Genomic DNA, 24105 nt, shown 5'->3' with positions numbered 1-24105 from the left:
TGCCGGCGGCCCTGAAGCTCTCCAGCACCATGTTGTCATGCTCAAACCGCACATGACCCTCACCTCACCTGCCGTGAATCGAGCGCATAAGGTGTCGGCATGCCGCTGAGCCACGTGGTCCTCTCGTCCGGTCGCTCGATCGAGCTCACTCAGCTGCGGATGTCCTCGACCTACGGCGGGATGTTGGAGGGCTACCCGTGCAAGCGCCTCAACGACATGAAGGTCACCGGCCTCCGACGAGAGGCCGAACGCGAGTTTCCCCTCCTGCCGGTTCATCTCGTTGCGCCCGTCCGGGAGTACCCGGACGACACCGCCGGCCCCTTCGGCCCTGTCGAGACGCTGCCCTCAGTGACGTGCATCGGTGTCTTCAGCTCGACGACGGTCGATCCTGAGCTCGATCCGGTGCTGCACCACTCCGCTCTCGCGGTGGTCTGGTTCCAGCCGATCCCGGATGTACCGTCGGGCGAGGACGCCGATCCCTCTCTTCGCGACATTCGCTGGGAAGAGCTGGCCCAGGACTACGAGCTGTAGCGAGACCTGCCGATCGCAGCCGTTCGGTGCTGCTCGAGGCGCTTTACCCCGACTCGGCCGTGAGGCGCTCGCGGTAGCCGACCGGCCCGGAATGCGGAGGATGACGGCCACCGCGCGAGCCGAGCCTCAGGCGGTCGCGTGCCTGGTGGGCCCGGGGTACGGCGGACCCGACGGCTCAGCTCTCACCTGACCACACGCTTCGCGTCGGCCAGAGCTTTGAGCCGGGGGAGGAGAGCCGCTACGGGAAACACAACCCGCGCCTGGTGCTGTCGACTGCGGCTACGTTTCGCAGCTGACCGAAAACTCTATGTGATCGCAGCCCAAACAGTTGCCATTTGACAACTATAGCCATGAGGCAACAAAGTAGCCGTGTCAGACGTGCACGGGAAGGGACGGCAATGTTTGCGGAGGCCGCTCCGTGTGCTGGTGGCCCGCAGGTGTCGGTGTCCGGGAGGCCGGCGGTGCGCCGTGCCGCTCAGGCGCTCTGGCTGCCGGGCTCTTCGGCATCGTCGTGTATCTGGGCCGTCACCACGGCGCAGAATGCCTCCAAGCCGTGCAGGAGTGCGTGCCGGTCGGCTGCCGACATCTGGTCGAGGACGTCCTGGAGCGTCTTCTCCCTGCGGGCCCGCAGATCCGCGAGAAAGGCCTTGCCCCGACTGCTGAGGCGCAGGTGCACTTCACGTCTGTCGGCTTGGCTCCCTTCGCGCTCGATCAACCCGGCGGCCTGGAGCCGGTCGCACAGCCGGCTGGTCGAGGGCGGAGTGGAAGCGAGGGAGGCGGCCAGGGTGCGCAGGTTGATGCGCTCGTGGTGCTCGAGGATGAGCAGCACGCGCAACTGGGACGCGGAGGCCGGCGCCGTCGAGGCACGGCCCCACAGGACTTCCAGCAGCTCCGCGGCCGTAGCAGTCACGCGGGCGACCTCGTTCGGCTCTCGGCGGGGGCGGAAGGCAGTCACGGTCACACTCTCGCAGGCACTGGGAAGACTGCCAGCGTACTCGGCGCGGGCAAGGGCCAGAGATGGCGTGGAACATCGGCAGGGCCGATTGGGCGGCTTTGTCATGCGGGTGATGCCTGTGGCCGCCCGGCGATAGATTGGTGTATCGACCATCGTGAACAGATATGTGGCTGCTGAACGTGCACTGCGTACAGCGGCCCCCCACGACTTGCTCAACGCTGTACGTCGCGTTCTCGTCGAGCAGTACGCGGCCGAGGCCGTCGAGCTGTTCATGGCCGACTACGGGCTGACGGTGCTGCAGCCGGTGTCCGTGCTCCCGCACACCATGGAACCGGTGTCGATCCATAACAGCCCGGCCGGCCGGGCCTTCGCCGCCCAGGAGCCCTTCGTCGAACCCGCAGCGCCGGGCAGCCCTCAGGTACGTGCCCATCTGCCCGTCAGCGTGCGGGGCGATCGACTGGGTGTGCTCTCGGTGACGCTGCCTGCCGACCAGGTCGACGACTGCCTGAGGGAACTGGCCGACATCGCCGAAGTGCTGGGACATGAGGTGACCGTCGCCGAGCGGGACACCGACCTCTACCTCCAGGCCCGGCGCAAGGACCGGCTCACGCTGGCCGCCGAGATGCAGTGGCAGCTGCTGCCGGGCCGCTCCTGCGCCAGTCCCGAATACGAGTTGGGCGCGCAGCTGGAGCCCGCGTACGCGATCTTCGGCGACAACTTCGACTGGTCCGCGACGGCGGACCGGCTCATGCTCTACGTCACCAACGGCATGGGGGAGGGCATAGAGGCCTCCCTGCTGACGAACCTGGCGATCAACGCTCTGCGCAACGCCCGGCGAGCCGGCATCTCCATCGACGACCAGGCCGCCCTGGCCGACCAGGCCGTCTTCGCGCACTACCGGGGGCGCTGCTACCTGTCGGTGCTGATGTTCGACTTCGACCTCGCCACCGGGCGCGTCCGGGTGGTGGACGCCGGCTCCCCCCAGATGCTGCGCCTGCGGGGCGGCACCGTGGAGCGGATCACCTTCGAAGCGCAGCTGCCGCTCGGCATGTTCGAGGAAACCGATTACGTGGCCCAGGACTTCCACGTCGAGCCCGGGGACCGCCTGGTCTTCGTCAGCGACGGGGTGTACGCCGTCGCCTCGCCGCGCGGAGAGGCCTACGGAGACGCCGCCCTGAACCGGGCGATCCAGTCGACCCGGCTGCTGCCGGCCGCCGAGGTGCCCCGAGCCATCCTGCGCGAACTGACCGGCCACCGCGGCCAGCCCACCCCGGACGACGACGCCCTGGTGATGTGCCTGGACTGGCACGGGCGGTGAAGCCGTCACGCCGGGGTTTCCGCTCGCGATCGACTGTTGTTCGCTGCACGGACCCAGCGCTAATGTTTGCCGTACGACAATAATTGCCTGATGGTCTCCCACGCGGGCGGACCGTCAGGATCGTGTGCAAGGAGAAGATGCAGGTGTCGGAGCAAGACCCGGCCTTGGAGCCGGCAGCGCGTCAGGTGGGCGAGTTTCTCCAGCTCAGGCAGGAGCAGGTCGCCCAGCGCTGGGCCGACGCCGCTCTCTTCCGCTCCGTGTTCACCGTGTCCCGGGACGAGGCGGTGGAGGCGTGCAAGGCCGTGGTCGAGGCTCTCTCCGAGGTGGCCATCTCCGGCCGGTTGGAGGACATCACGGCGCCCGGCTTCCAGAAAGTGCGTGAGCAGTTGGGCCGGATGGCGTCCTCCCGGGCGCGCACCGGATCGAACCCGGCGCAGGTCGCCGCCGAGGTAGCGGACCTGCGCCGACCTGCCGTAACGCTTCTTCGAGGAGAGTTCCCGGATCCTGCCGGCGACCAGGCGCAGGAATGTGTGCTGGCTCTCACTCTCCTGATGGGCACGCTGCGCCTGGTCGTGATGGAGACGACCCTCAGTCAGGGGCAGCAGCTCATCGAACGTCAACGCGAGCAGCTGCTGGAAGTGGCCACCCCGGTGATCAAGCTGTGGGAAGGCATCGTCGCCGTGCCGCTGATCGGCACCCTGGACAGCGCGCGCAGCCAGGTGGTGATGGAGAGCCTGCTGGACGCGATCGTCGCCGAGCGTGCCCGGTACGCCATCCTCGACATCACGGGCGTGCCCACGGTCGACTCGCTGGTCGCCCAGCACCTGATGAAGACCGTGGCGGCGGCGCGGCTGATGGGTGCCGAGTGCATCGTCTCCGGCATCCGGCCCGCGATCGCGCAGACCATCGTCCACCTGGGCATCGACCTCGGCACGGTGCTCACCCGTTCCAGCCTGGAGGACGCGCTGGCCTACGCGCTCAGCCAGCAAGGCATCGTGGTCGCTCCCGGCACCCCGGCGGGCGTGAACCTGCCTTGACCGGATCCGGGCAGGGCCACACGACCCGGGTGCCTGTGCTCACCCTCGGCGGGATCCTGCTGATCACCGTGCAGGGTGAACTGCATGACGGTACGGCCGAGCAGCTCCAGCACGCCATCACCCGTCGCATCGCCCACAGCCCGGTCACCGGTGTCGTGATCGACATATCCGGTGTGGATGTCGTCGACTCGTTCCTGGGCCGTGTGCTGGCCGAGATCGCTTCCAGCGCCCGTCTGATGGCAGCCCGGACCGTCCTTGCCGGAATGCGCCCCGCGGTCGCCATCACGGTGGTCGAGCTCGGTCTCGCCCTGCCCGGGCTGGTCACCGCCCGCGACGTCGAGCAGGCCCTGTCCCTGCTCGGGCACGGCCCGGCCACCGATCCGCCGCACACCCGGAGGGCGCACTGTGCAGATCTCTCCTGACACGGACACAACGAGGCTGCCGATCGGCTCGGACATCGATCTGGCGTGGGCGCGGCAGCAGGTCCGGCAGACCGCCGCCGCCCTCGGCTTCGGGCTCGTGCAGCAGACCAAACTCGTCACCGCGGCCAGCGAGCTGGCCCGCAACACCCTCATCCACGGGGGTGGCGGCCAACTGGAGATGACCGCGCTGGCGAGCGGGCTGCGCCTGACCTTCACCGACTCCGGGCCCGGTATCCGCGACCTCGAACAGGCGATGACCGACGGCTTCACCACCGGCAACGGACTGGGGCTGGGCCTGAGCGGAGCCAAGCGCCTGGTCCAGGATTTCCGCATCGACAGCCGCCCCGGCGAGGGCACCACCATCACCATCACCGCGTGGGCCACCCCCATGCCCCACCCCCGCGCGGACCACGGATGAGCAGGGCCCGCGACATAGCGGTGCACGACTCCACGCGAGTGTGGGAGATCCGCGTAGCAGCCGAAGCCGTCGGCGCCCGGGCCCGTCTCGCCCCGCACAGCGGGATCGGTCTCCCCCCGGCCGAGGCCGACCACCACCTGCCACGGCACCGGGACACTTTCCTCGTCCTCCGCGGCGCCTGGTTGCCCACCCGCTGGACGCCACCCGACGACCCCGCATTCCTCGACCACGGCCTGGCCAGAGTGGCCGCAGCCGTCATGCGGGACGCCGGCAGCGCTGCCCGCTCCCGGCGTGACGACACCAGCGTGGCCGTACCGGCCCCCGACAGCCGGGCAGGCACCCATGAACGCCACCCCTGACACCTGGGCGATCGACTCGGCCACCGACGCCGCCCACGCACGGAACGCGGCGGCCCGACTCACCGCCGCGGCCGGCGTGCCCCTGGTCGACCGCGCCCGCTTCCTGACACAGGTCGCCGGCACACTGCGGCAGTGCCTCGAGCACGGCGGAGGCTGGGAGCTGCTGCTCCGCACGCACGCCGGAACCGACGGGCGTGGCCGCATCGACGTCATCGTGCGCCGAGCCCACCGCGGACCGCGCGACCGCCGCCCCTGGCGGCTCTCCATCGAGTGCCCCGGCCCCGTACAGGCGGACACCACCACCCCCGCAGACGTCGAGGAGATCGCCGAGGCGCTTCTTGCCGCGGACGAGGACACCGCCGAGCTCCTCGACCGACTGCACGCGCAGGAACAACTGGTCCGCTCCCACCGCGACGAACTCCACCAGACCAATCAGGGCGTCATGGCCCTCCACGCCGAGCTGGACGCCGCCGACCACAGCCAACGGGACCTGCTGAAGGCCGAACAGCGCGCACGGGCTCAGGCGGAGAACGCACGGCGCCTGCTGACCTTCCTCGCCGACGCCAGCGACGGCGTGACCGCGTCCCTCCACCACGAGGACATCCTGCGCCGGCTACCCGAGCTCCTCGTCCCCCGCTACGCCCGCCACGTCGACGTCTGGCTCTTCGACGACGACTCCGCCACGCCCCACGGTCATCACCCGGCCGCCGCGGTGGTCGCCGCACGCACCGGACGGCCTCAGCACGCCGCAGCCCACCCCGGTGGCCTGCCCGGGGTCGACGACCTGCCACCCTCGGCCCTGGACCGCGAACACGCCCTGCTGTGCGTTCCGCTCCTCGGCCACGGCCTCCTGGGCGTACTGACCCTCACCGCGGCCGGCACCCGATTCGACCCCGACGAGGCCGTCATGCTGGTCGAACTGGCCCGCCGCACCGGCATCGCCCTGGACAACGCCCGCCGCTACGAACAGCACCGAGACACAGCCGAAGCCCTCCAACGGGCCCAGCTCACCGAGCTGCCCACCACACCCGACCTGCTCCTGGCGGCCCGGTATCTGCCGGCCACCCATGGTCTCAACATCGGCGGCGACTGGTACGACGCCTTCGTGCAGCCCGACGGCAGCCTGCTGGCCGCCGTAGGAGACGTCACCGGCCACGGACTGCGCGCCGCCGTCATGATGGGGCAACTGCGCACCGCGCTCCGCGCCTACGCCATAGAGAGCGACACCCCGGCCGGCATCCTGACACGCCTGCACCGCCTGGTCCGCGGCCAGCATCACGAGCTGTACGCGACCGCGGTCATCGCTCGTTTCCGTCCCGGCGACCCCACCGTCCTCTGGGCGTCCGCCGGGCACCCGCCCGCCCTCGTGCGCGACCCACAGGGCGCCGTCCGGACCGTGGACCACAAACCCGGGATCATGCTGGGCGTCCCTCTGCCCTACGAGTACCAGGACCACACCCTCGTCCTCCCGCCAGGCTCGACCCTCGCCCTCTACACCGACGGCCTGGTCGAGCGCCGGACCCAGGGCATCGAACCCGGAATCCAACGGCTCGGCCAGGCCCTGGCCGCGCTGAGCGCCGCCGACCTGGAAAACGACCTGTACGCGGCCGCGGAGTCACTGCTGAAACCGTTGCTCCACGACTCCGAGCGCGACGACGACGTCTGTCTCCTGCTGTGCGGCCGGCCCTGAAACCCTCGACCGCAAGACCATCAGGGCAGCAGCCAGAAAGCCCGGCCGGTCGGGGCCGAACATTTGTGCCCTGAGACCGATTCGCCGCGGTGCCACCGCGATAGCGTGGAAACACCAGCGGAGAGGCAGATGCCATGAACACCTTTGACCCGGTCGCGTCCGTGGAGAGCCTGCTGCGCGCCGCTCCGCCCCACCTCCTGGTCGCCACGGCCGGCCGCCTGCTGGCCGACCGTGTCGCAGCCCAGGAGGTGACCCTGCTGCTGGCCGACTACGGGTTGACGCTCTTGCAACCGGTCACCCACCTGCCGCAGACCGGCGAACCGGTCCCCGCCCACGACGGTCCCGCCGGGCGCGCCTTCGTCAGCCAGACGCCAGTCGTCGAGATCACTCGAAATCCGGCCTCCGGGCTGGTGCATCTGCCCCTCACCGTGCGAGGCGACCGGCTGGGAGTGCTCTGTGTCCGCCTGCCCTCCGACACCGTGGACCCGGCCACGGTGCTGCGGCTCGGGGACTTCGCGACGGCACTCGCCCACGAGGTCGCCACCGCCGGCCGCGACACCGACCTGTACCTGCAAGCCCGCCGCACCCGGCGCCTGACCCTCGCCGCGGAAATGCAGTGGCAACTGCTCCCCGGCCGGGGGTGCGCCCGCCAGGAGTACGTCATCGGCGCCCACCTGGAGCCCGCCTACGCCATCGGCGGCGACAACTTCGACTGGTCCACCAGCGCAGATCACCTCACCCTCACCGTCACCGACGGCATGGGCCAGGGCATAGACGCCTCCCTGCTCACCAGCCTGGCCGTCGGCGCGCTGCGCAACGCCCGCCGCGCCGGCATCGGCCTCGCCGACCAGGCATGCCTGGCAGACCAAGCCGTCTACGCCCAGTACGGCGGCAAGGTCTACGCCTCCACCCTGCTCCTGCACTTCGACCTCGACACCGGGACCGTCCACGCCGTCGACGCCGGGTCCCCACAGCTCTTCCGCCAGCGCGGCTCCACCATCGAACAGATCCAGCTGGAGGCTCAGCTCCCGCTCGGCATGTTCGAAGAGACCCCCTACGAGGAGCAGGCGTTCCAGATCGAGCCGGGCGACCGTCTCATCGTGGTCAGTACCGGTGTGCACGGCGCCCGCGCGGAGGACGGAGGACTCTTCGGGGAACGAGCCCTGCGACAAACCCTCAGCGCCACCCGACTGACGCCTCCGCACGAAACGGCACGCTCCGTGGTCTCCGGCTTGATCACCCACTTCGGCAGCAAGGACCTCACCGCCGACGCCGCCGTCGTCTGCCTGGACTGGAAAGGCCGCGACGTCGGCGCCGCACGCGAACCGCAGCCCGCGGGGTGAGCCTTCTGGCGCTGCCTGGGCCGGCCTACGGTTTAAGGTCTTCCAAGCCCTGAGGTCGGGGGCCGTGAAGCGTCCTGACCAGCGAGAAACGCCTTCATTCCGCGCCTGAGAACGAGGAGCTCAGCAGGTGCCATAGCGGTCAAAGCCGCCGCAAGCGCCATGGAACGCCGCGCCGCCACATCATCGAGGACCAGCTGGCCCTGTGCGGTGACAGTCAGCCGTACCTCCCGGCGATTACGAGGGTGATGCGCCCGCTCCAGCAGGCCGGCTGCCTCCAGGCGGTCGCACAAGCGGCTGGCGGTGGGAAGCCCCATGTCCAAGCGCTCGGCCAAGGCCGTGAGGTTCAGATGCGGCGCTGCCTCCAAGGCGCGCAACGCTCGCAACTGATGCACGGACAACCGCAACGCCGCTCCCTGAGCAGCCGTCGACCAGAGACTCGTCAGGCAGTCCACCGCGTCGGCGATCTCCCGTGCGACGGCCTCAGGGCCATCACACGGTCCCGCCGCGTCATCGTCGCCGGGGCCGCCGAGGTGGGTCACGAACGTGTCTCTTTCAGTAAACTCCGGGCAGCGGGCATCCCGCTCATTCAATCGCTGTACCCGAAGAGCCGCGGAGCAAGCCGCCCTACCTGTGACGATGACGACGAGGATCTGCGTGCCGTCGTTTGCGAACCTTCCTGGGGGCGGCCGGGAGCAGTGGCGTGCTCGTCTGGCCATCCCCGGTTCAGACGCCCTGCCCTGAGCTGACCACGCTCGCCCGTCACGCCCGTTCCTTCGCGGTCACGCTCACCGGGCGCCATCGAAGCCCATGTCAACCGGATCAAGATGCTCAAGCGCCAGATGTTCGGCCGAGCCGGTTTCAGCCTGGTACGCAAACGCGCATTGCTGGCCACCTGATCAACCGCCCTGCTCTCGGTGATAGGACTTTCCTCTACGGAAAGTTGACGGGGGGCGACACTGTGGACGCAAAAGTAGCGATCAGCCTGCTCCGCATGGCCGCTGCAGATTTGACCCTGGCCCCCTGGCAGCGCCCCTCGGACGCTTACCTGGTCCAGTTGGGCCTGGACGCCCTTATGGCCGGCATCGAGGCTCCCTCGCTTCCCCTGCTGGCCGGCCTGGCGCGCGGTGAGTACCCCCAGGCTCGCGAGCTGTTCGACCTGGTGCTGGAAGAGCTGAGTCTGCTGCCGCTGGCCTCGGAAGACCTTGCCAAGGCGCGATGGACTGCGGCCCGTTGGTGGGCCGAACAAATCGTGGCGTGCCACATCGATCCCGACCAGGGAGTCAAGCTGATCTATCAGGAGTCTGCGGCCGAGCTCGACTACCCCGAGGTACTGCAACCCATCGTTGACCTGGCGAGAGTATTTGACCTACTGAACGGACAAGATCCGGACCGGCAGCGCATCCGCGATCAGGTCATTTCTGCTGCGCGAGACTTTCTTGCCACCGAAACGCACCAGTAGCGCGGACTGTGAACTGTCGCATGACCCACCATGATCGATTCACGGGCACTACAAGCTGCACTACGCCCGTGTCTCATGCCGTGTCAGCTCCAAGCAGCATGCAGAGCCTCGGCGACAACACGTGTGCTCCCCGTAGCCTCAGGTGAGAAGTACTCCCAGCGTTCCCGCGGCTATCAACAGGCCGGCCAGGGATGTCCAGCCGACGCCGAGAGTGATCGGGAACCTCTTCTCCGTCCACCGCTCCGCGTGAGTCGGGTAGCGCGCGTCGTAGATCAGCTCCACCCGGTCACCCACCTCAGGGAAGTCGGGCGCGCCGCCCACCATCCAACGCATCCGGCGGCCGTCCTCGGCGAAGTACTCGCACAACACACTCTTGGGATCCACGCTGTCCCCCTCGTAGACCCGGTCGATGCACCTCGCGACCACCCGCACCCCGTTGCGCCTCAAGCTCCGTTCGACGTACCAAATGCGCAGCCCGAACGGCAACAAGAGCACCCCGATACCGATCAGCCCGGCCATTCCGCGTCCTTGTCCCTTGTGGGGCGATTCCCTCACCCGGAGCCGATCCCCCCGCCCGGGCCGCGGCCAACCTACCCGTACCAGCCCGTGTCACTTTGACCACGACCGGCGTCGGCAGCGCCCTGTGAGTTGTCGGGGCACGTCGTTCGGCCAGCCGAATCAGACCGGTTGGTTTTGCGGCGTCGCCGGAGCGGACTGCTGCGCGCGGCTGCGGATCCGGATGGTCATCGTGCCGGCGCAACCGGCGACGGTCCCGAAGACGAGCGCCGCCGACACACCTGAACCCACGGAGACGTAATAGAGCAGGGGCCCACCGGTGCTGCCTTGGTAGGAGAGGAGCGAGCGCCAGACTTCGCTCACCACCACGCCCAGGGTGGTGGCGGCGACAGCGCCGAGCGAGTAGGCGGGGTAGGTGACGCGGTCGAGCAACACGGGCAGCAGCCGCAGCCCCCACCAGACCAGGGCGAGCAGCGCCACGTCGCCGAGCCGGTACAGCAGCCACTGCCCAGGAGCGGACCCGGAGGGCAGGGTCCAGACGCCGAGCTGCACCCACTGCCGCAGCAGATCACCGGGCTCGGACAGCCGCCCGTTGCCCGTGACCCCGGTCTGGATCCCCCCGGCCACCCGGTCGTTGGACAGGGCGACGAGGGCGACGGCGACCACGCCGGTGCCCACGGTCGCGGCGAGCCGCGCGGTGGCCGGGGTAACCGCCGACCGGCCAGGTGAGGGCTCAACGCCGGGCCGCAGCAAGGTCATGAGGCCGACGGCGCCCGCGGCGGCGACCAGGGCGGCACCCACCGGCAGTTCGCGGCCCTGGGACATGGCACTCGCCAGACCCGGCAGCAGCCGGAACGCGGCAGAGCCACCGGAAGCGACCATCCAGGGCGCTGACACAGCGACGGCGAGCATGGCCGCAACGATTCCCCAGCCCCACAGGGCCGCCACGGCGACGGCCGCGCGTCCGGCGCCACGGTCCGACAGCCGGCGCAGCAGCGGCACAGCGCCGCACGCGAAGAACAGGACGAGCGCGGCGTAGCGCACCCGCATGGCGGTCTCTCTCAGGGCGGTGTAGTCCGCGCCATGGCCGGGTGCGCCTACGGGGTCGGTGAACTGGGCTGATGACGGGGAGTCGGTCGACCAGGGCATCGTCCACGCGGCCAGGCGATTCGCCTGGTCGGGGCCGAAGAACCGTGTGGCGCCGGGCAGGCTGAGTGCGTGGGCGCTGGCCCCCGCCCACCACAGCAGCCCCGCCAGCAAGAGTGCGCCTAAGGCCGCGGGTGCGAGCACACGCCGATACGTCATTGACTTCTTCCCCCATCCGCCCGCGTGCGCGGACCCCCGGCCCCGCGCGCAGACACGTGCGGGCTCCATCCGTCTGGCCGACGGATGCATGACAACGGCACAACGGCCTCAGATGTATCAGACATTCAGAGGGCGGTGCGCCCCGGGCACGCCCATGGGATCTTCCGTCGGAGAACTGGTGACCCGGCGAGGTCCTGCCGGCCTTTGAGGCACGGCCAACGCGGGCGCTGCCGGCGGAGCACACCGGTGCGGTCACCCGGTCATGGGCCGGACTGGCCGAGGACCTCTGCGACGAGTCGGTGCGCGTACGCGGCGTCGAGTCCGTTCGGGCGGAAGAGGATGCGGTACATCATGGGCGCGACGACGCCGTCGATGACCGCCTCGACGTCGGGCGTCTTCTCACCACGCTCAGCCGCTCGGCTGAGGATGACGCTGATCTGGTCGGCGGCGTAGGCAGAGCACTGGCCGGCGTTACTGCCGTCCGGGTCGCCGAGCAGGGCGTCGCGGATGTAGGCCCGGCCGGTGGGGGAGGACATCTCGTCGAGGAACTGCTCGGCCCAGGCCGTCAGGTCGGACGACACGGCACCGTGATCGCTGGGGGCGGCCTCGGGCCGCAGACGCTCGACCGCCACGTCCGACAGCAGCTCTTGCAGGTCACCCCAGCGGCGATAGATCGTCGACGGCGTCACGCCCGCGCGCTGCGCGACCAGCGGTACGGTCAGCGCGTCCCGGCCCACTTCCGACGCGAGTTCGCGTACAGCGGTGTGGACCGATGCCTGAACCCGGGCGCTGCGGCCCCCAGGGCGCACCATCTGCCTGCTCACGGAACCCACCTTAAAGCAAAGCCATTGCGTCTACACCGCGCGCCAGGGCGTCACCGACCTCCATGCGGCAGTCTTCTTCTTCCGGTACCAGGCCGTCGCAGCCGAACGGCGCTTTCCGGTCCGACCAGTGGTGAGGCCGGCTCAAGCGCCCGTTCGCGCTGCGTGCGCGAGCTCGCGGACGGGCTGGGTCCGCTCATAGGCATGGCCGACTCGCAGGAGCACGCTCTCACCGTACGGTCGCCCGAGCAGCTGCATGCCGATCGGCAAGCCCGCCGCATCGCGGCCGACGGGGACGGACAGGGACGGCACCCCGGTAATGTTGGCCGGGGATGAGAGACGGACGTATGCGTCGGAGACGCCCTCGACGGTGCCGTCGGCCCAAGTGATCGTCTCCTGGCCGGCCTTGACCGCGGTCGCCGGGACGGTAGGGGCGACGATCAGGTCGACCTCCCGCAGCATGCGCGCCCATTCCCGCCGCATGAGGGTGCGGGAGCGCTGGGCGCGCAGGTAGTCCCCGGCGGGCATCAGTTCACCGGCCTCGAGGAGGGTGCGGACGTCTGTCCCGTAGAGCTCGGGGACCGTGCGCAGGGTGCTCTCGTGGTACGCGGTCGCCTCCGGCACCATCAGGCCCCAGTGGGTGGCCTGGATGTAGCGGGTCATGGGGATCTCGACCTCGACGAGGCGTGCACCGAGGGCCCGCAGCTGGTCGATCGCGCGCCGTACCGCGGTTTCCACCTCCCCGTCGACGTGGTCGAAGTAGTGGTTGCGCGGCACGCCCACGCGCAGCCCCGTCAGGTCCGCATCCGAGGCAGGCAGGTAGTCCGTGCCGGGTGTGGTCAGGGAGGCGGGGTCTCCGGGGTCGTGTCCGGTCAGGGCGGTCAGGACCAGGGCCGCGTCCTCGACGGTGCGGGTGATCGGGCCGACGTGGTCCAGTGACCAGGACAGGGACGTGACGCCGTGGCGGGGGACGAGGCCGTAGGTCGGCTTGAGGCCGACGACGCCGTTCAGCGCGGCGGGCACCCGGATCGATCCGCCGGTGTCGGTGCCCAGGGTGAAGGTGGCGGTGCCCGAGGCGACGGAGACGGCGGATCCGCCGCTGGAGCCGCCCGCGACCCGGCCCGCGTCCCAGGCGTTGCTGGTCTGCGGGGTGATCAACCCGTAGGCGAACTCGTGGGTGTGGGTCTTGCCCACCAGGATGGCTCCGGCGGCCGACAGTCGGGCGGCGACGGTGCTGTCGCCCTGCGCGCGATGGTCGGCACGGACCCGGGAGCCGGCCGATGTCGCCTCGCCCGCGACGTCGATCAGGTCCTTGAGCCCCATCGGGATGCCGTGCAGCGGACCACGGTAGCGGCCGGCCGCGATGTCGTTCTCGGCTTCGTGTGCGGCCCGCCGGGTGTGCTCGGCGGCGACGGTGACGTAGGCCTGAAGGTGCGGCTCCACCTGTGCGATGCGCTCGAGGACGGAGTCCGCCAGTTCGACGGGAGACAGCCGCCGAACCCGGATCGCCTCGGCGGCTGCGGCCAGGGGCAGTTCATACGGCTGCATCGTGGTTCTCCTGTTCGGCACGGTAGGCGGGGGCGGGCGGGGTGTCCCCGAAGTCCAGCTCCCGCAGGACCGCGACGACAGAGTGGATGTGGTTGGCGGTGGCTGCGACCGCAACGTGACGGTCGCCAGGCAGTGGGAGCCCGGCACGGGCGGCCCAGCGGGCCGCTTCCGGCGGGGTGAGTTCAGCGGAGGCCATGGGCGTTCTCTCGTCAGAAGCTGGAGGGCGGGGCGACATTGATGACAAAAGCTAAGGCTTTGCCTTAGTCGACCCTAGGTCCTACTGTGCCTTAAAGCAAACTCATTGCATTTAGCTCCGAGGAGTCCCATGCCCACCGTCACACTCCGCGCACCTGCGCAACCCGGCCATCCGCGAGCCCCCGGCCCAGACCGCCGGCCGCGCGCCGTCCTTCATCCCGGACGCCTCGATCCCGGCCGCCCTCCTCGCGGCATCCGGTACGCCGACGCCCCCGGTTTCGCCCTCGTCCCCACCCTGCTCGCCGCCGCGGTCCCGACGGCACTCGCCATGTGAAGACGCAGGGCAACCCACAGCGCACAAGACGACCTTCCGTAACGAGACACAAGGCCACGACCGCTCATGAGCACCGCACCCGCCACCGACCCGACCGCCCTACCCTCCTGGAGCGTGGGCGACGTCACCGTCCACCGCATCGACGAGGTTCTCCTGCCGCCAGCCACCGGACCGTGGCTGCTGCCCGGCGCCACCCCGGACGTCGTCGCCGGGCAGGACTGGCTGCGCCCCCACTTCGCCGACGACGAGGGCATCCTGCACATCCACAGTCACAGCTTCACGTTCACGGTCGCCGGGCTGCGCGTCCTGGTGGACACCGGCATCGGCAACGGCAAGGAACGGGCCAACCCCGCCTGGCACAACCTGAACACTGACTACCTTCAGCGCCTCACCGCCGCCGGGTTCCCCCCGGACTCCGTCGACCTGGTGATCCTCACCCACTTGCACGCCGACCACGTCGGCTGGAACACCCGCGAGGTGAATGGAGAGTGGGTCCCCACCTTCGCCAACGCCCGCTACATCACCTCACGCGCCGAACGGGAGTTCTGGGCCGGGTATGACATGGAGGTGGCGCGCCGGCAGATGTTCCGCGACTCCGTGATCCCCGTGGAGGAGGCGGGGCTGCTCGACCTCGTCGACGTCTCCGCCGATGGCGTCGAGGTCATCCCGGGCCTACGTCTGATCCCCACGCCCGGGCACACCCCCGGCCACGTCGCCCTCGAACTGACCAGCCGCGGAGAGACGGCTCTGATCACCGGGGATTGCATCCACCACCCCGTCCAGCTCGCTCACCCCGCCATCGGGGCCTGCGTCGACATCGAGCCCGACCTGTCCGAGGTCTCGCGTCGCACGTTGCTCGGCTCACTCGCCGACACGGACACCCTTGTCCTGGGCACCCATTTCGCACCCCCCACCGCCGGCCGTGTCGTCACCCACGAGCGCGCGTACCGGCTCTTGCCCGTCCCCGCCGGCTCGCACTGATCCGGTGTCGGGCCGCCCCTGTCCGGTCGGCCCTCCGCACGGCCGGGCAAGTCCCGGAGAGTGCTCCCGTGGCGAGGTGATCTTCCTTCGCCTATCAGGAACGTCTGCCTCTCGTCGCGGGTGGTGCAGCCGTCGGCCGGGTCGTCGCCGGAGTTCCAGAGCTCCGATCGAACGCAGGCGTCCGGAGGGCGCCCGCCCGCGCTCCCCGCAGGTCTCCGCCCCCGCTCCCCATCCAGTGATGCGCGGCGCGGCGGGCCGACTCGGTGTGCTATCGCAATCGTCCGGTCTCGTTCTCGTCTCATTAGTCGATCAAGAAGGAGATGAATGCGGCAAGGATCGGTAAAGAGCCGATGCCGCAGCTCAAGCGAAGCTCAACGCATGTCCTCCACATACTGGGCATGGCGCGAACACATAGGGCGATCTAGGACTGCAATCGGACTCCATAACTCCGTTTTGCTGTCTGAGATGCCGTGATTGGATCCGCCTATCGCGAGCCTGACTAGCTCGTTCGCACCGCCTGCGCGGCGCCCACAGGGCAGCGCAGTGAACCAACAGGGGGCTCCATGGCCATCGGCCAGACCAGGCGTTCAGCGTCCCGCGCGACCTGGACGGCATGCGCCGTCCTCGTGGTCGGCGCGGCCATTGCGCCACAGGTCATCACACCCGCCCAGCCGGCTGCCGCCGCGGACGGTGACTGCACCACCTACTCGGTCCCCACCTACGTTTGGGAACCGGCCACCACCGCCAACATCGCCTCCAAGCGTGTCCTCCACAAATACATGGAGTGGGGCCCGAAGAGCACCGACGCCGTGCTCCTCGACACGCTGAACACGGCGAGCCTGCCGATGACCAGCAAGGTGTTCACAGGCGGCGGCAACGGCATCCTGTACGAGGCCACCATCGGTGGCCAGGTCAAGGCGTACAAGGACAACACCGCCACCGGCGGCAGCCTGCTGACCCCGGTCAAGACCTACAGCTTCGACTGGTCGTCCGCGAAGCGAATCCTGACCAACGGCCAGTGGTTCCTGGTGTTCGCCTCCGACGGCACCATGGACGTCTACAAACAGTCCAGCCCGGCGACCGGCGACGGCACTCTGACCCGCGTCATCGACGGCACCAAGTCGTCCATCACCACGGCGATCAGCGCCTCGGACGACGCCTGGATGGTCAACTCCACCGTGCAGTGGCTGAAGGACGGAACCGTCCGGCAAAGCGTCCTGCTGCCGGTCGACCTCACCACCGGTTCCACGGTCAGGCTGTGGGGCACCACCGACATCGCCACCGGTGTCGACGCCACGCAGGCATGGGCATCCGGTCCGGGGGCCGTCAGCACCCAGTCCGTCACCGCCGACCCCGACACCACGGGCCAGGTCCGTACGTACACCACCGGTCCCTGGACGCAGGTCGACGACGACGTGCGCGCCGGTATCGTCGGCGACGTCATGGCCGATGCCGGACCCTGTCTGACCGACCCCGATCCCTCTGTAGCCCCTTACTTCGGCACCCCGCCGGACGACACCGGCGACCCCGTCGCGGGGGAGTCGGCCGATGACGCCATCGCGCCGCCGTCTCGCACCGTGACTGGCACGTTCACCCTGGGCAACGGTCAGCCTGCTCCGGGCCTTCCGGTCACCGTCACCGCGCCCGACGTCGGCATCGACGCGACGAGCGAGACGAAGGAGACCGTGGTCGGCACCACGACCACCGGCGCGGACGGCTCCTGGTCCCTCACTCTGCCCGGCACTCTTCCGGCCGCGGTGCAGCAGGCCAAGGACGACAACGGTGGGGTCCTCAACCTCGAAGCCGTCGCGATGGGCTCCACCACCAGCGGTGTGAAGATGCTCGCGGTGGACACCCTGTCCGCCATCACCGACCAGGCGGCAGTGGACGCAAGCATCGCCGGCCCGGACAACGGCCACAGCGTCAAGTTGGTCCCCAACACCGTGGACGGCGAAGGCAATCTGAAGGATTCCTTCGCCGCGGGCACCGAGGCGCACACCTATGCGGCCCGAGTCGAGAACAGCCCGGCTGTTCCAGGCGGGGAGGATCCGCAGTGGCAGAGCGACACCGGCACCCTGCCGGCGGACTACGACCCGTATGTCGTCGACGGCAGAAGCGTCAGTGCGGAGACCGTACGACCGCCCGTCGTCCCCATGGCCTCCGGCACCTGCGACACGATCCGGCTGCCCGTCGCCTCGAAGATCAAATACACAGTGGTGGGCGAGTCCCACGCCGGCTGGGACGCGAAGGCCACCTTCGAGTACGAATCCTCGATGAACACCAGCGTCGAGACGGCCGTCAAGAGCAACGGCAACTGGACGCTCGGTGGCTCCAAGGAGGTCTCCCACAGCGTCAGCATCTCCGTCGGGTACACCAACAAGGGCCCGCACTATGCCAAGCAGTACAAGGTGCCGATCGAGTATGTGAAGGTCAAGAACCAGTACATCTGCTCCGGCAGCGTCCGCTCCACCTGGTACAAGATCGAGCCCAAGCGCTACAAGGCGCCGGGTAGCGGGGCGCTGGGCAAGGTGGGCAAGGACGTGTCCGGCAAGGACGGATCCGCCAACTTCAACCGGTCCAAGAAGGCCTACCGCAACTACCTCGAACCAGGCGGGAACGCCCAGCTGTCGCGAGGCAAGAGCGTGAAGTTCGGTGGTGCCGTCAGCTTCTACGGCGTCTCCATGGGAGCGAAGACGGGGTACGACTCCAACCACAAGCAGAAGATCACCGCCGGCAACAGGTCGGGCAAGCATTGGGTATGGGGGAAGAATGGCTCCATCAGCAGTGGCAAGGCCGGAGTCTTCTACTCCAAGTAGGACCAGGCGCGGCAAACGCGGCCTTCTGCTGGGGCTGGCCTGCGGCGTGGCCGTCACCAGCGCGGTGGCCGTCTGGTTCCTGTCCGGTGACGACTCCCAGGGGGGTTACCGGGCCGGCACGGCACTCGACGCCGACATCCAGGCCGGTCTCGAGGTGTCAAGCCCTCATGCGCAGGTCGGGAAGGAGTACTGGGTCGCTCTGCCCGCGGCCGACAACCTCTCCGACCGGCCGCTGACACTGCTTCGCGGCGAGATCACGCACGTGCCCGAAGGGCTCGAAATCGTCGGCTACAAAGCCCTGAGCCATGAAGACACGGAGGGACACCCGCTGAGCGCTTCCCCGGTGGGCGGCTCACCCGGCATACCGGACCTCACCACGCTGCCCGACCACTCCAACCGGCCGTCCGTCGTGCCGGCGCACGAAGCCGGCGATGTCTTCTGGGCTGCCCGCGTCCGCGTGACCGGCAAGATCACCGGTGATCTCACCGGGTGCCGGTACTACTACCGGCAGGGCAAGGAGCAGTACCGGCAGGAACTCGCCTGCGTCTCCAAGATCCGTCTCGGGCCACCCCTGAAAATCCAGGACTGAGGCCCGATACGCCTCTGGGCCCGCGCCGACCTTCAGGTTCGGTGCGGGCCTCAGGCATACCCGGGTGCAGCGGTCACGTTCCCCGCGGGCTCCGATCTCCAGCCCGGCCGCCTGACCGGACCCGCCCCGAAGAGCGAAGGCACGGACGGAGGCAACCCCAGCGCCGGGTAAGGCCCCCGGTGGTCGGTGGTCCCAGCAACACCCTCACACACACGGTCTGGCCGCACTGTCCTATCGCCCCGCTTCCGCCAGAGTCGTGGGGGTCGGTGGATACGGCCGACGGATTCACCAGCGGGAGGGGAAAGAGCATGTCCGAAGCGACAGTTGGGGCACATCGCCGGATGGCCCGACGAGGGTTCATGGCCGGGGCCGCCGCCGTCACGGGTGCGGCACTCACGAGCACGGGGCCCGCCGGGACGGCACGCGCGACCGAGGTGAGGGCTGAAAACGGCGCCGGTACCGGCCCGTTGGCCTTCACCCACGTCACCGTGATCGACGGATCGGGAGCACCCCCGACCCGCGACATGACGGTCGTCGTCGAGGGCGGCCGCGTCACCGGACTCGCCCCGAGCGCACGCACCCGCCTCCGCCCCGGCACGCCCACCGTCGACCTGAGCGGCAAATTCCTGATGCCTGGACTGATCGAGGCACACACCCACAGCGACGGCCCGGAGACGGTGATCCCGGCGCTGTACGCCCTCGCCGGCGTCACCACGGTCCGGGAGATGCGGGGCCAGCCGGTCCACCACGAGTGGCGCGAGAAGATCCGCAGCGGTGCGCTGCTCGGCCCCCGCTGGGTGGTCGGCAGCCCCATCGTCGACGGCACGCCCTCCCTGTGGGCGGCCGATGTGGGCCCCACCATCGAGGTGCGCGACGCGGCCGAGGCGCGGCGCGCTGTACGGCGGGTCAAGCGCGAGGGCGCGGACTTCGTCAAGGTGTACTCCCGCCTTTCCCGCGAGGCCTACTTCGCGATCGCGGACGAGGCCCGCCGCCAGGGCATCCCTCACCTCGGGCACTGCCCCGACACCGTACGGATCGCGGAGGCGGCCGCCACCGGCCACCGCACCATCGAGCACCTGCACGCACTGCTCCTGGCGACCTCACGGCACGAGAAGGAGATACGGCGCCGCCTGGCCGCCGTACGGATCGACCCGCGCGATCCCAGCAGCCTGTCCCGCTACCACAGTTGGTTCCGGCAGGTGCATCCCCTCGAGTGGCGGGCGGTGCAGGGATACGACCGGGACCGGGCGGACGCTCTCTTTCGGAGTCTGGCGGCCGAGGGGACAGCAGTCGTCCCCACGCTCAGCGTGCACCGCACGCTGGAGCTGCCCGACGACGTTCCCTCCCGGGCCGAGGAGTGGAAGTACCTGCCCGCTTGGCAGGTGGAGAGCTGGCCGGACCAGCTGTCGGACCTGACCGGCGGGCGCACCCCCGAGCAGGACCGGCAGATCCGCCGAATCTTCGCACATCGGCTCCGGCTGGTGAGCGAACTACACGGCGCCGGTGTGCGGCTGGCGGCGGGCACCGACACCGGCACGGGATACCTCGTTCCGGGCTTCGCCCTCCACGACGAGCTGGCGTTGCTCGTGGCGGCCGGACTCACCCCGGCCGAGGCCCTGCGCGCGGCCACGCGGGACGCGGCCCGCACCCTCGGCCTGCCCACCGTCGGCACCGTGGCTCGCGGACAGGCCGCCGACCTGCTCGTCCTCGACGCCGACCCGCTGCGCGACATCCGCAACACCCGCCGCATCCACGGCGTGGTCGTCGACGGCAGGTGGATCCCGCCGGAGGAACGCCGCCGGCTGCTCACGGCGGTGGAAGAAGCCGCCGCACAAGCCCTGCCGCCACAGGAGGGGGCGACCATGACGGGTTGCGGCTGCGGCGGACACCCCTGACCGCCCTCCGGCGGCGGTCAAGCCGACGAGTGGCCGTCGGCGAGCAGCAGTCGCCCTCCGGATCAGTCGCTCCACTGTTTGCGCGCGAACGCGGCCGGTCCGGTCACCAGAGTGTTGGCCGGAACGTCCTTTGTGACGACGGCTCCGGCGCCGACCACGGCACCACTGCCGATCGTGACTCCAGGGAGAACGGTCACTGCCGCGCCGAGCCATGCGTTGCCGAGCCATGCGTTGGTCTCGATGGTGATGGGCGCCCGGGTGATGAACTGGCTCCGCTCGGCGGCGGGCAGCGGGTGATCGGAGGAAATGAGACTGGTCTTCGGGCCGATCAGCACTCCGTCTCCCAGGCGGATGCCGCCCTGGTCCAGGAACGTGCAGCCCTGGTTGACGAAGACGTGCTCACCGAATTCGATGCCGAGCCCGTGGTCGGTGTAGAAGGGCGGATAGACGGTGACGGAGTCAGGGACAGGCTTGCCGATGATCTCCGCCAGGAGGGCCGCGCGCCCGGCCACGTCGTCGAAGGGCAGGACATTGAGCCGTGACGTGAGTGCGGTCACGTGCTTGGTCCGCTCCGCCACCCGCGCGAATTCAGGTGTGCGGACGAAGAGACGGTCGTGCTCGGGCATAGTGGCTACCTTGCTTCGAAGCGTTCGGGACGTCAGGCGTGTTCGGGGTGGTCAGGACACTCGGGCCGACGTGGCCGGGCGGCAGCCGTCTTCGCGGACAGCCGATCAACAGGCGTTGCCCGGAAGCATCCAAGCGAGCCGGTCACAGCGGAAGCAAACAACGGTCAAGGCGGGAATGATCAACCATTGGTTGTTCGCCGAGGATGTGCCCATGGAAGCCTGGGCCGTGCGCACCTTCGCCGCCGCCGGGCCCAAAGCCAGGCCGCATAGGCTCACACCGGCCTTTCGCCGTCGACTCGGCTCGCAGAGCAGCGAGCACCACCTGGTCGTCAACGGGTGGCACCCCTGCGGCCGTCTTCCGAATCGTGCTCCGGCTGTTCGTCGGCTGGCTCCGCAGAATGTACGGCCTCGAGCTCACGTCGACGCACAGCGAGTCCGGAGACCAGTGACACCTCCACGCCCGTGGGCAAGTCCGCCGAACGATCGACGACATAGCGGCACCTCCTGGACGCTGACGTCCGTGCGGATGCGGATGCGGATGCGGAGGGGGACGCGGTGAGGGCGGGCCGGGTGGCGCCACCACCCCAGCACGGACGGTCGGCGGCCCGGGCCAGGGTGGTGCTGTGGGCGACGATGGCATCCCGGTTTCCGGCTCGGTGTGGCTGAACTGCTTCACCATCCGCACTATCGCGGTCAGGAGTACGTGGATCTGGGAGTGTCGATCGCTCACGACGGCTGGCTCACTCCCAGGGTTATCGGAGATGCTGCTCGCACAGGCCGATACGCTCTTCAGGACCTCAAGAAGGTCTGGCATTGCCTGGCCCGGTTCGGGAAGCCCGGCGGCTGTTGATCTGCCATGGTGCCTCCGACACATCGGCGTCGAGGTTGGTCCCGTTCGGAGGTCAGGCGGGATGGTCGGGTTCGGCGGCTGTTGAGCAGTCGGACCGACTGTCGCCCGCGAGCAGGGCCGCGGCGGGCCCTGAAGGCCTGCAAGACCGATTTTGGCTGATCGTCGCCAACAGGCGCCTGACCAGGGGGTTATGGTCATCCTCGCGCCAGGCGACGGCCACCCGTGTGCGGGCGGTGCCGGGTTCGATCCTGCGGAAGGCGACGCCTTTGAGACGGAGTCGTCGGATGCTCGCCGGGGCCAGGGACACGCCCAGACCGGTTTCGACGAGGGCGCACACGGTTTGCCACTCCACGGCGTGTTGGGCCACCTGCGGTGTGAACCCTGCTGCGCTGCACAGGCCGATGATCTGGTCGTACAACGGCGGGCCGACCGGTCGGGGCAGCAGCACGAAGGGCGAGTTCGCCAACTGGGCAAGCCGTACGGTCCGTTGGCCGGCGAGAGGATGGGCGGAGGGCAACACGGCCACGAAAGGCTCGCTGAGTACCGTCCCGAAGCTGAGCTCCGTTTCATCGGTGGGGGGTTCGCGCAGCAGCCCGATGTCGATGGTCTTGTCATGCAGGGCCGCGATCTGCGGAGCGGTGGTCATCTCCTGGATGTCCAGGTGGACGCCAGGGAACTGGTGACGAAAGGTGCGCAGCAAACCGGGCAGGATCGTCAGGGCGAGGGAGGCGGCGAAGCCGATCCGCAGGCGGCCGACGCTGCCGCTGCCGACGGCCCGGGCCGCGGCCAGACCGTCCGCGAGGTCGGTGAGTGCCCGCCGGGCGGCCGGCAGCAGTTCGCTGCCGGCGGGGGTGAGGGCGACACGTCCGGGGGAGCGGGTGAACAGCGCGTGGCCGACCTTTTCCTCCAGGCGGCGGATCTGCTGGCTCAGCGGCGGCTGGGCGATGCCCAGACGGGCGGCCGCATGGCCGAAGTGGAGTTCCTCCGCGAGCACGACGAAAGCGTGCAACTGGGGGAGGGGAAGTTCGGGGCGCTCCATACGCCCAGAGATATCAGATCATGCATGCGGCCGTATTAGACGTATCAGTGCTGGCCATTTAGCGTTCGCGCATGACAGAGCGACGCGCGATCCTCAGCGGCTCGACCTTTGAGGAGCAGATCGGCTATGCCCGTGCAGTGGTCGATGGGGACCGGGTACATGTGTCCGGGACGACCGGGTTCGACTACGCCACCATGACGATCTCCGACGATGTGGTGGAGCAGGCCGAGCAGTGCCTGCGCAACGTCGAGGCAGCACTGGCCGAGGCGCAGTGCACCTTCGCCGACGTGGTGCGCGTGCGCTACCTGTTGCCCGACCGCGAGGACTTCGCACCCTGCTGGCCGGTCCTGCGCCGCTGCTTCGGCGATGTTCGGCCGGCCGCCACGATGCTCGTATGCGATCTCGCCGACCCGCGGATGAAGATCGAAATAGAGGTGGACGCGCGACGGCGTATCCCGCCTCACGGCAGCGCCACGAGCAACCGGTCGGACGTGCCTGTCGTGCCCGTCGGAGCTCATGAACCTCCCTACTACGTGGCCGTCTTCACCACGGTGCGAACTCAGGACCAGAGCGGCTACAGCGAGACGAACGCACGCCTGGAAGACCTGGTGAAGGACGTCCCCGGGTACCTGGGGATGGACCACGCTCAGACACCTGGCGGGCTGGGCATCACCGTCAGCTACTTCCGTGACGCGGACGCCCTCACGCAGTGGCGGACCAACACCGAGCACCGCGCGGCGCAGCAGCGCGGGCGAGCCGAGTGGTACCAGAACTACACGCTGCATGTGGCGAAAGTGGAGCGCAGCCACGGGTTCACGCGAACGCAGGTCCCACAGAAACCAACAGTCTGACCAACCCAGCCCACCTCGGCGGCCGTTCCGCCACACCGCCATCCGCGCTCAGGTGGAACTTTGTTCTGGAGCCGCTGCGCGAGCGGCGCTTCGGCCGACCGCAGAACCAGATGACCGCGCCCGAGGCATCGACCCGCGCCCTGCACATCTCCTGCGGTGCCCCTTCGGCATACCCCGGGCGCAGAGGCTGCTCACCCGTTCGGGGGA

23 protein-coding genes and 2 pseudogenes are annotated in these 24105 nt (G+C 69.3%); 16 read left to right on the top strand and 9 right to left on the bottom strand.

The features are described 5' to 3' along the window. Positions 1-99: 99 nt before the first annotated feature. Complete coding sequence (locus AC0665_RS30110) at positions 100-531, top strand: hypothetical protein (RefSeq protein ID WP_478610271.1); 432 nt, start codon at positions 100-102, stop codon at positions 529-531. Positions 532-1006: 475 nt separating this feature from the next. Here AC0665_RS30110 and AC0665_RS30105 read toward each other — a convergent pair whose 3' ends face one another. Next, positions 1007-1492 (bottom strand): MarR family transcriptional regulator, encoded by a 486-nt coding sequence (locus AC0665_RS30105; RefSeq protein ID WP_478610270.1) that lies wholly within the window; start codon positions 1490-1492, stop codon positions 1007-1009. A gap of 148 nt (positions 1493-1640) precedes the next feature. On the opposite strand from AC0665_RS30105, the gene AC0665_RS30100 reads away from it, so the two are divergent. The 7 genes from AC0665_RS30100 (at position 1641) to AC0665_RS30070 (ending at position 8073) form a co-directional block, all read left to right on the top strand. Continuing rightward, positions 1641-2804, top strand: a complete 1164-nt coding sequence (locus AC0665_RS30100) for a PP2C family protein-serine/threonine phosphatase (RefSeq protein ID WP_478610269.1) — start codon at positions 1641-1643, stop codon at positions 2802-2804. A gap of 137 nt (positions 2805-2941) precedes the next feature. Then, positions 2942-3841, top strand: coding sequence for an STAS domain-containing protein (locus tag AC0665_RS30095; RefSeq protein WP_478610307.1), 900 nt, complete (start codon positions 2942-2944; stop codon positions 3839-3841). A gap of 35 nt (positions 3842-3876) precedes the next feature. Continuing rightward, a complete protein-coding gene (locus AC0665_RS30090) occupies positions 3877-4263 on the top strand; it encodes an STAS domain-containing protein (protein WP_478610306.1) in 387 nt (128 codons plus the stop codon). Then, positions 4247-4681, top strand: a complete 435-nt coding sequence (locus tag AC0665_RS30085; RefSeq protein WP_478610268.1) for an anti-sigma regulatory factor — start codon at positions 4247-4249, stop codon at positions 4679-4681. Before AC0665_RS30090 ends, AC0665_RS30085 begins: the two co-directional genes overlap by 17 nt. Beyond that, positions 4678-5040 (top strand): hypothetical protein, encoded by a 363-nt coding sequence (locus AC0665_RS30080; RefSeq protein ID WP_478610267.1) that lies wholly within the window; start codon positions 4678-4680, stop codon positions 5038-5040. The genes AC0665_RS30085 and AC0665_RS30080 overlap by 4 nt, the downstream gene beginning before the upstream one ends. Further along, positions 5024-6730, top strand: coding sequence for a PP2C family protein-serine/threonine phosphatase (locus AC0665_RS30075; protein WP_478610266.1), 1707 nt, complete (start codon positions 5024-5026; stop codon positions 6728-6730). The genes AC0665_RS30080 and AC0665_RS30075 overlap by 17 nt, the downstream gene beginning before the upstream one ends. Before the next feature lie 134 nt (positions 6731-6864). After that, positions 6865-8073, top strand: a complete 1209-nt coding sequence (locus tag AC0665_RS30070) for a PP2C family protein-serine/threonine phosphatase (protein ID WP_478610265.1) — start codon at positions 6865-6867, stop codon at positions 8071-8073. 32 nt (positions 8074-8105) lie between these two features. Here AC0665_RS30070 and AC0665_RS30065 read toward each other — a convergent pair whose 3' ends face one another. After that, positions 8106-8612 carry a MarR family winged helix-turn-helix transcriptional regulator gene (locus AC0665_RS30065; RefSeq protein WP_478610264.1) on the bottom strand — a complete coding sequence of 169 codons (507 nt, stop codon included), beginning with the start codon at positions 8610-8612 and terminating at the stop codon, positions 8106-8108. 452 nt (positions 8613-9064) lie between these two features. Here AC0665_RS30065 and AC0665_RS30060 point away from each other — a divergent pair, with 452 nt between their 5' ends. Next, entirely contained in the window at positions 9065-9532 is a 468-nt protein-coding gene (locus AC0665_RS30060) for a hypothetical protein (protein WP_478706192.1), read from the top strand. Positions 9533-9670: 138 nt separating this feature from the next. Here the strand turns inward: AC0665_RS30060 and AC0665_RS30055 are convergent, their stop codons facing one another. The 5 genes from AC0665_RS30055 to AC0665_RS30035 all read right to left on the bottom strand — a co-directional run bounded on the left by AC0665_RS30055 (position 9671) and on the right by AC0665_RS30035 (position 13918). Continuing rightward, positions 9671-10051 (bottom strand): DUF3592 domain-containing protein, encoded by a 381-nt coding sequence (locus tag AC0665_RS30055; protein WP_478610262.1) that lies wholly within the window; start codon positions 10049-10051, stop codon positions 9671-9673. Positions 10052-10210: 159 nt separating this feature from the next. Next, positions 10211-11353, bottom strand: coding sequence for a hypothetical protein (locus tag AC0665_RS30050; protein ID WP_478610261.1), 1143 nt, complete (start codon positions 11351-11353; stop codon positions 10211-10213). 260 nt (positions 11354-11613) lie between these two features. Next, positions 11614-12165, bottom strand: coding sequence for a TetR/AcrR family transcriptional regulator (locus tag AC0665_RS30045; RefSeq protein WP_478610305.1), 552 nt, complete (start codon positions 12163-12165; stop codon positions 11614-11616). Between the two features lie 153 nt (positions 12166-12318). Continuing rightward, a complete protein-coding gene (locus tag AC0665_RS30040) occupies positions 12319-13722 on the bottom strand; it encodes an amidase (RefSeq protein ID WP_478706191.1) in 1404 nt (467 codons plus the stop codon). After that, positions 13709-13918 carry a hypothetical protein gene (locus AC0665_RS30035; RefSeq protein ID WP_468414068.1) on the bottom strand — a complete coding sequence of 70 codons (210 nt, stop codon included), beginning with the start codon at positions 13916-13918 and terminating at the stop codon, positions 13709-13711. The genes AC0665_RS30040 and AC0665_RS30035 overlap by 14 nt, the downstream gene beginning before the upstream one ends. 399 nt (positions 13919-14317) lie before the next feature. On the opposite strand from AC0665_RS30035, the gene AC0665_RS30030 reads away from it, so the two are divergent. The 4 genes from AC0665_RS30030 (at position 14318) to AC0665_RS30015 (ending at position 20532) form a co-directional block, all read left to right on the top strand. Then, positions 14318-15232, top strand: a complete 915-nt coding sequence (locus AC0665_RS30030) for an MBL fold metallo-hydrolase (protein WP_478706190.1) — start codon at positions 14318-14320, stop codon at positions 15230-15232. A 563-nt stretch (positions 15233-15795) separates the two neighbouring features. Then, a complete protein-coding gene (locus AC0665_RS30025; protein WP_478706189.1) occupies positions 15796-18048 on the top strand; it encodes a hypothetical protein in 2253 nt (750 codons plus the stop codon). Positions 18049-18094: 46 nt separating this feature from the next. Continuing rightward, the gene (locus AC0665_RS30020) at positions 18095-18637 is read left to right on the top strand and encodes a hypothetical protein (protein WP_478610257.1); all 543 of its coding nucleotides are present in this window, start codon (positions 18095-18097) and stop codon (positions 18635-18637) included. Positions 18638-19125: 488 nt separating this feature from the next. Beyond that, positions 19126-20532 (top strand): amidohydrolase family protein, encoded by a 1407-nt coding sequence (locus tag AC0665_RS30015; RefSeq protein WP_478706188.1) that lies wholly within the window; start codon positions 19126-19128, stop codon positions 20530-20532. 62 nt (positions 20533-20594) lie between these two features. Here AC0665_RS30015 and AC0665_RS30010 read toward each other — a convergent pair whose 3' ends face one another. Beyond that, positions 20595-21158 (bottom strand): DapH/DapD/GlmU-related protein, encoded by a 564-nt coding sequence (locus AC0665_RS30010; protein WP_478706187.1) that lies wholly within the window; start codon positions 21156-21158, stop codon positions 20595-20597. 628 nt (positions 21159-21786) lie between these two features. On the opposite strand from AC0665_RS30010, the pseudogene AC0665_RS30005 reads away from it, so the two are divergent. Further along, positions 21787-22008: pseudogene (locus AC0665_RS30005) on the top strand (DUF3626 domain-containing protein); the annotation flags it as partial. 52 nt (positions 22009-22060) lie between these two features. Here AC0665_RS30005 and AC0665_RS30000 read toward each other — a convergent pair. Further along, positions 22061-23047 (bottom strand): LysR family transcriptional regulator, encoded by a 987-nt coding sequence (locus tag AC0665_RS30000; RefSeq protein ID WP_478706186.1) that lies wholly within the window; start codon positions 23045-23047, stop codon positions 22061-22063. 71 nt (positions 23048-23118) lie between these two features. On the opposite strand from AC0665_RS30000, the pseudogene AC0665_RS29995 reads away from it, so the two are divergent. Together AC0665_RS29995 and AC0665_RS29990 are read left to right on the top strand one after the other, a co-directional pair. After that, positions 23119-23430, top strand: a pseudogene (locus AC0665_RS29995) (RidA family protein); the annotation flags it as partial. Between the two features lie 33 nt (positions 23431-23463). Next, a complete protein-coding gene (locus AC0665_RS29990) occupies positions 23464-23898 on the top strand; it encodes an antibiotic biosynthesis monooxygenase family protein (RefSeq protein WP_478511210.1) in 435 nt (144 codons plus the stop codon). The last annotated feature ends 207 nt before the right edge of the window (positions 23899-24105 follow it).

Source organism: Streptomyces sp. NPDC043685 (assembly GCF_056436585.1).
This window is presented reverse-complemented; position numbering and strand designations above follow the sequence as displayed.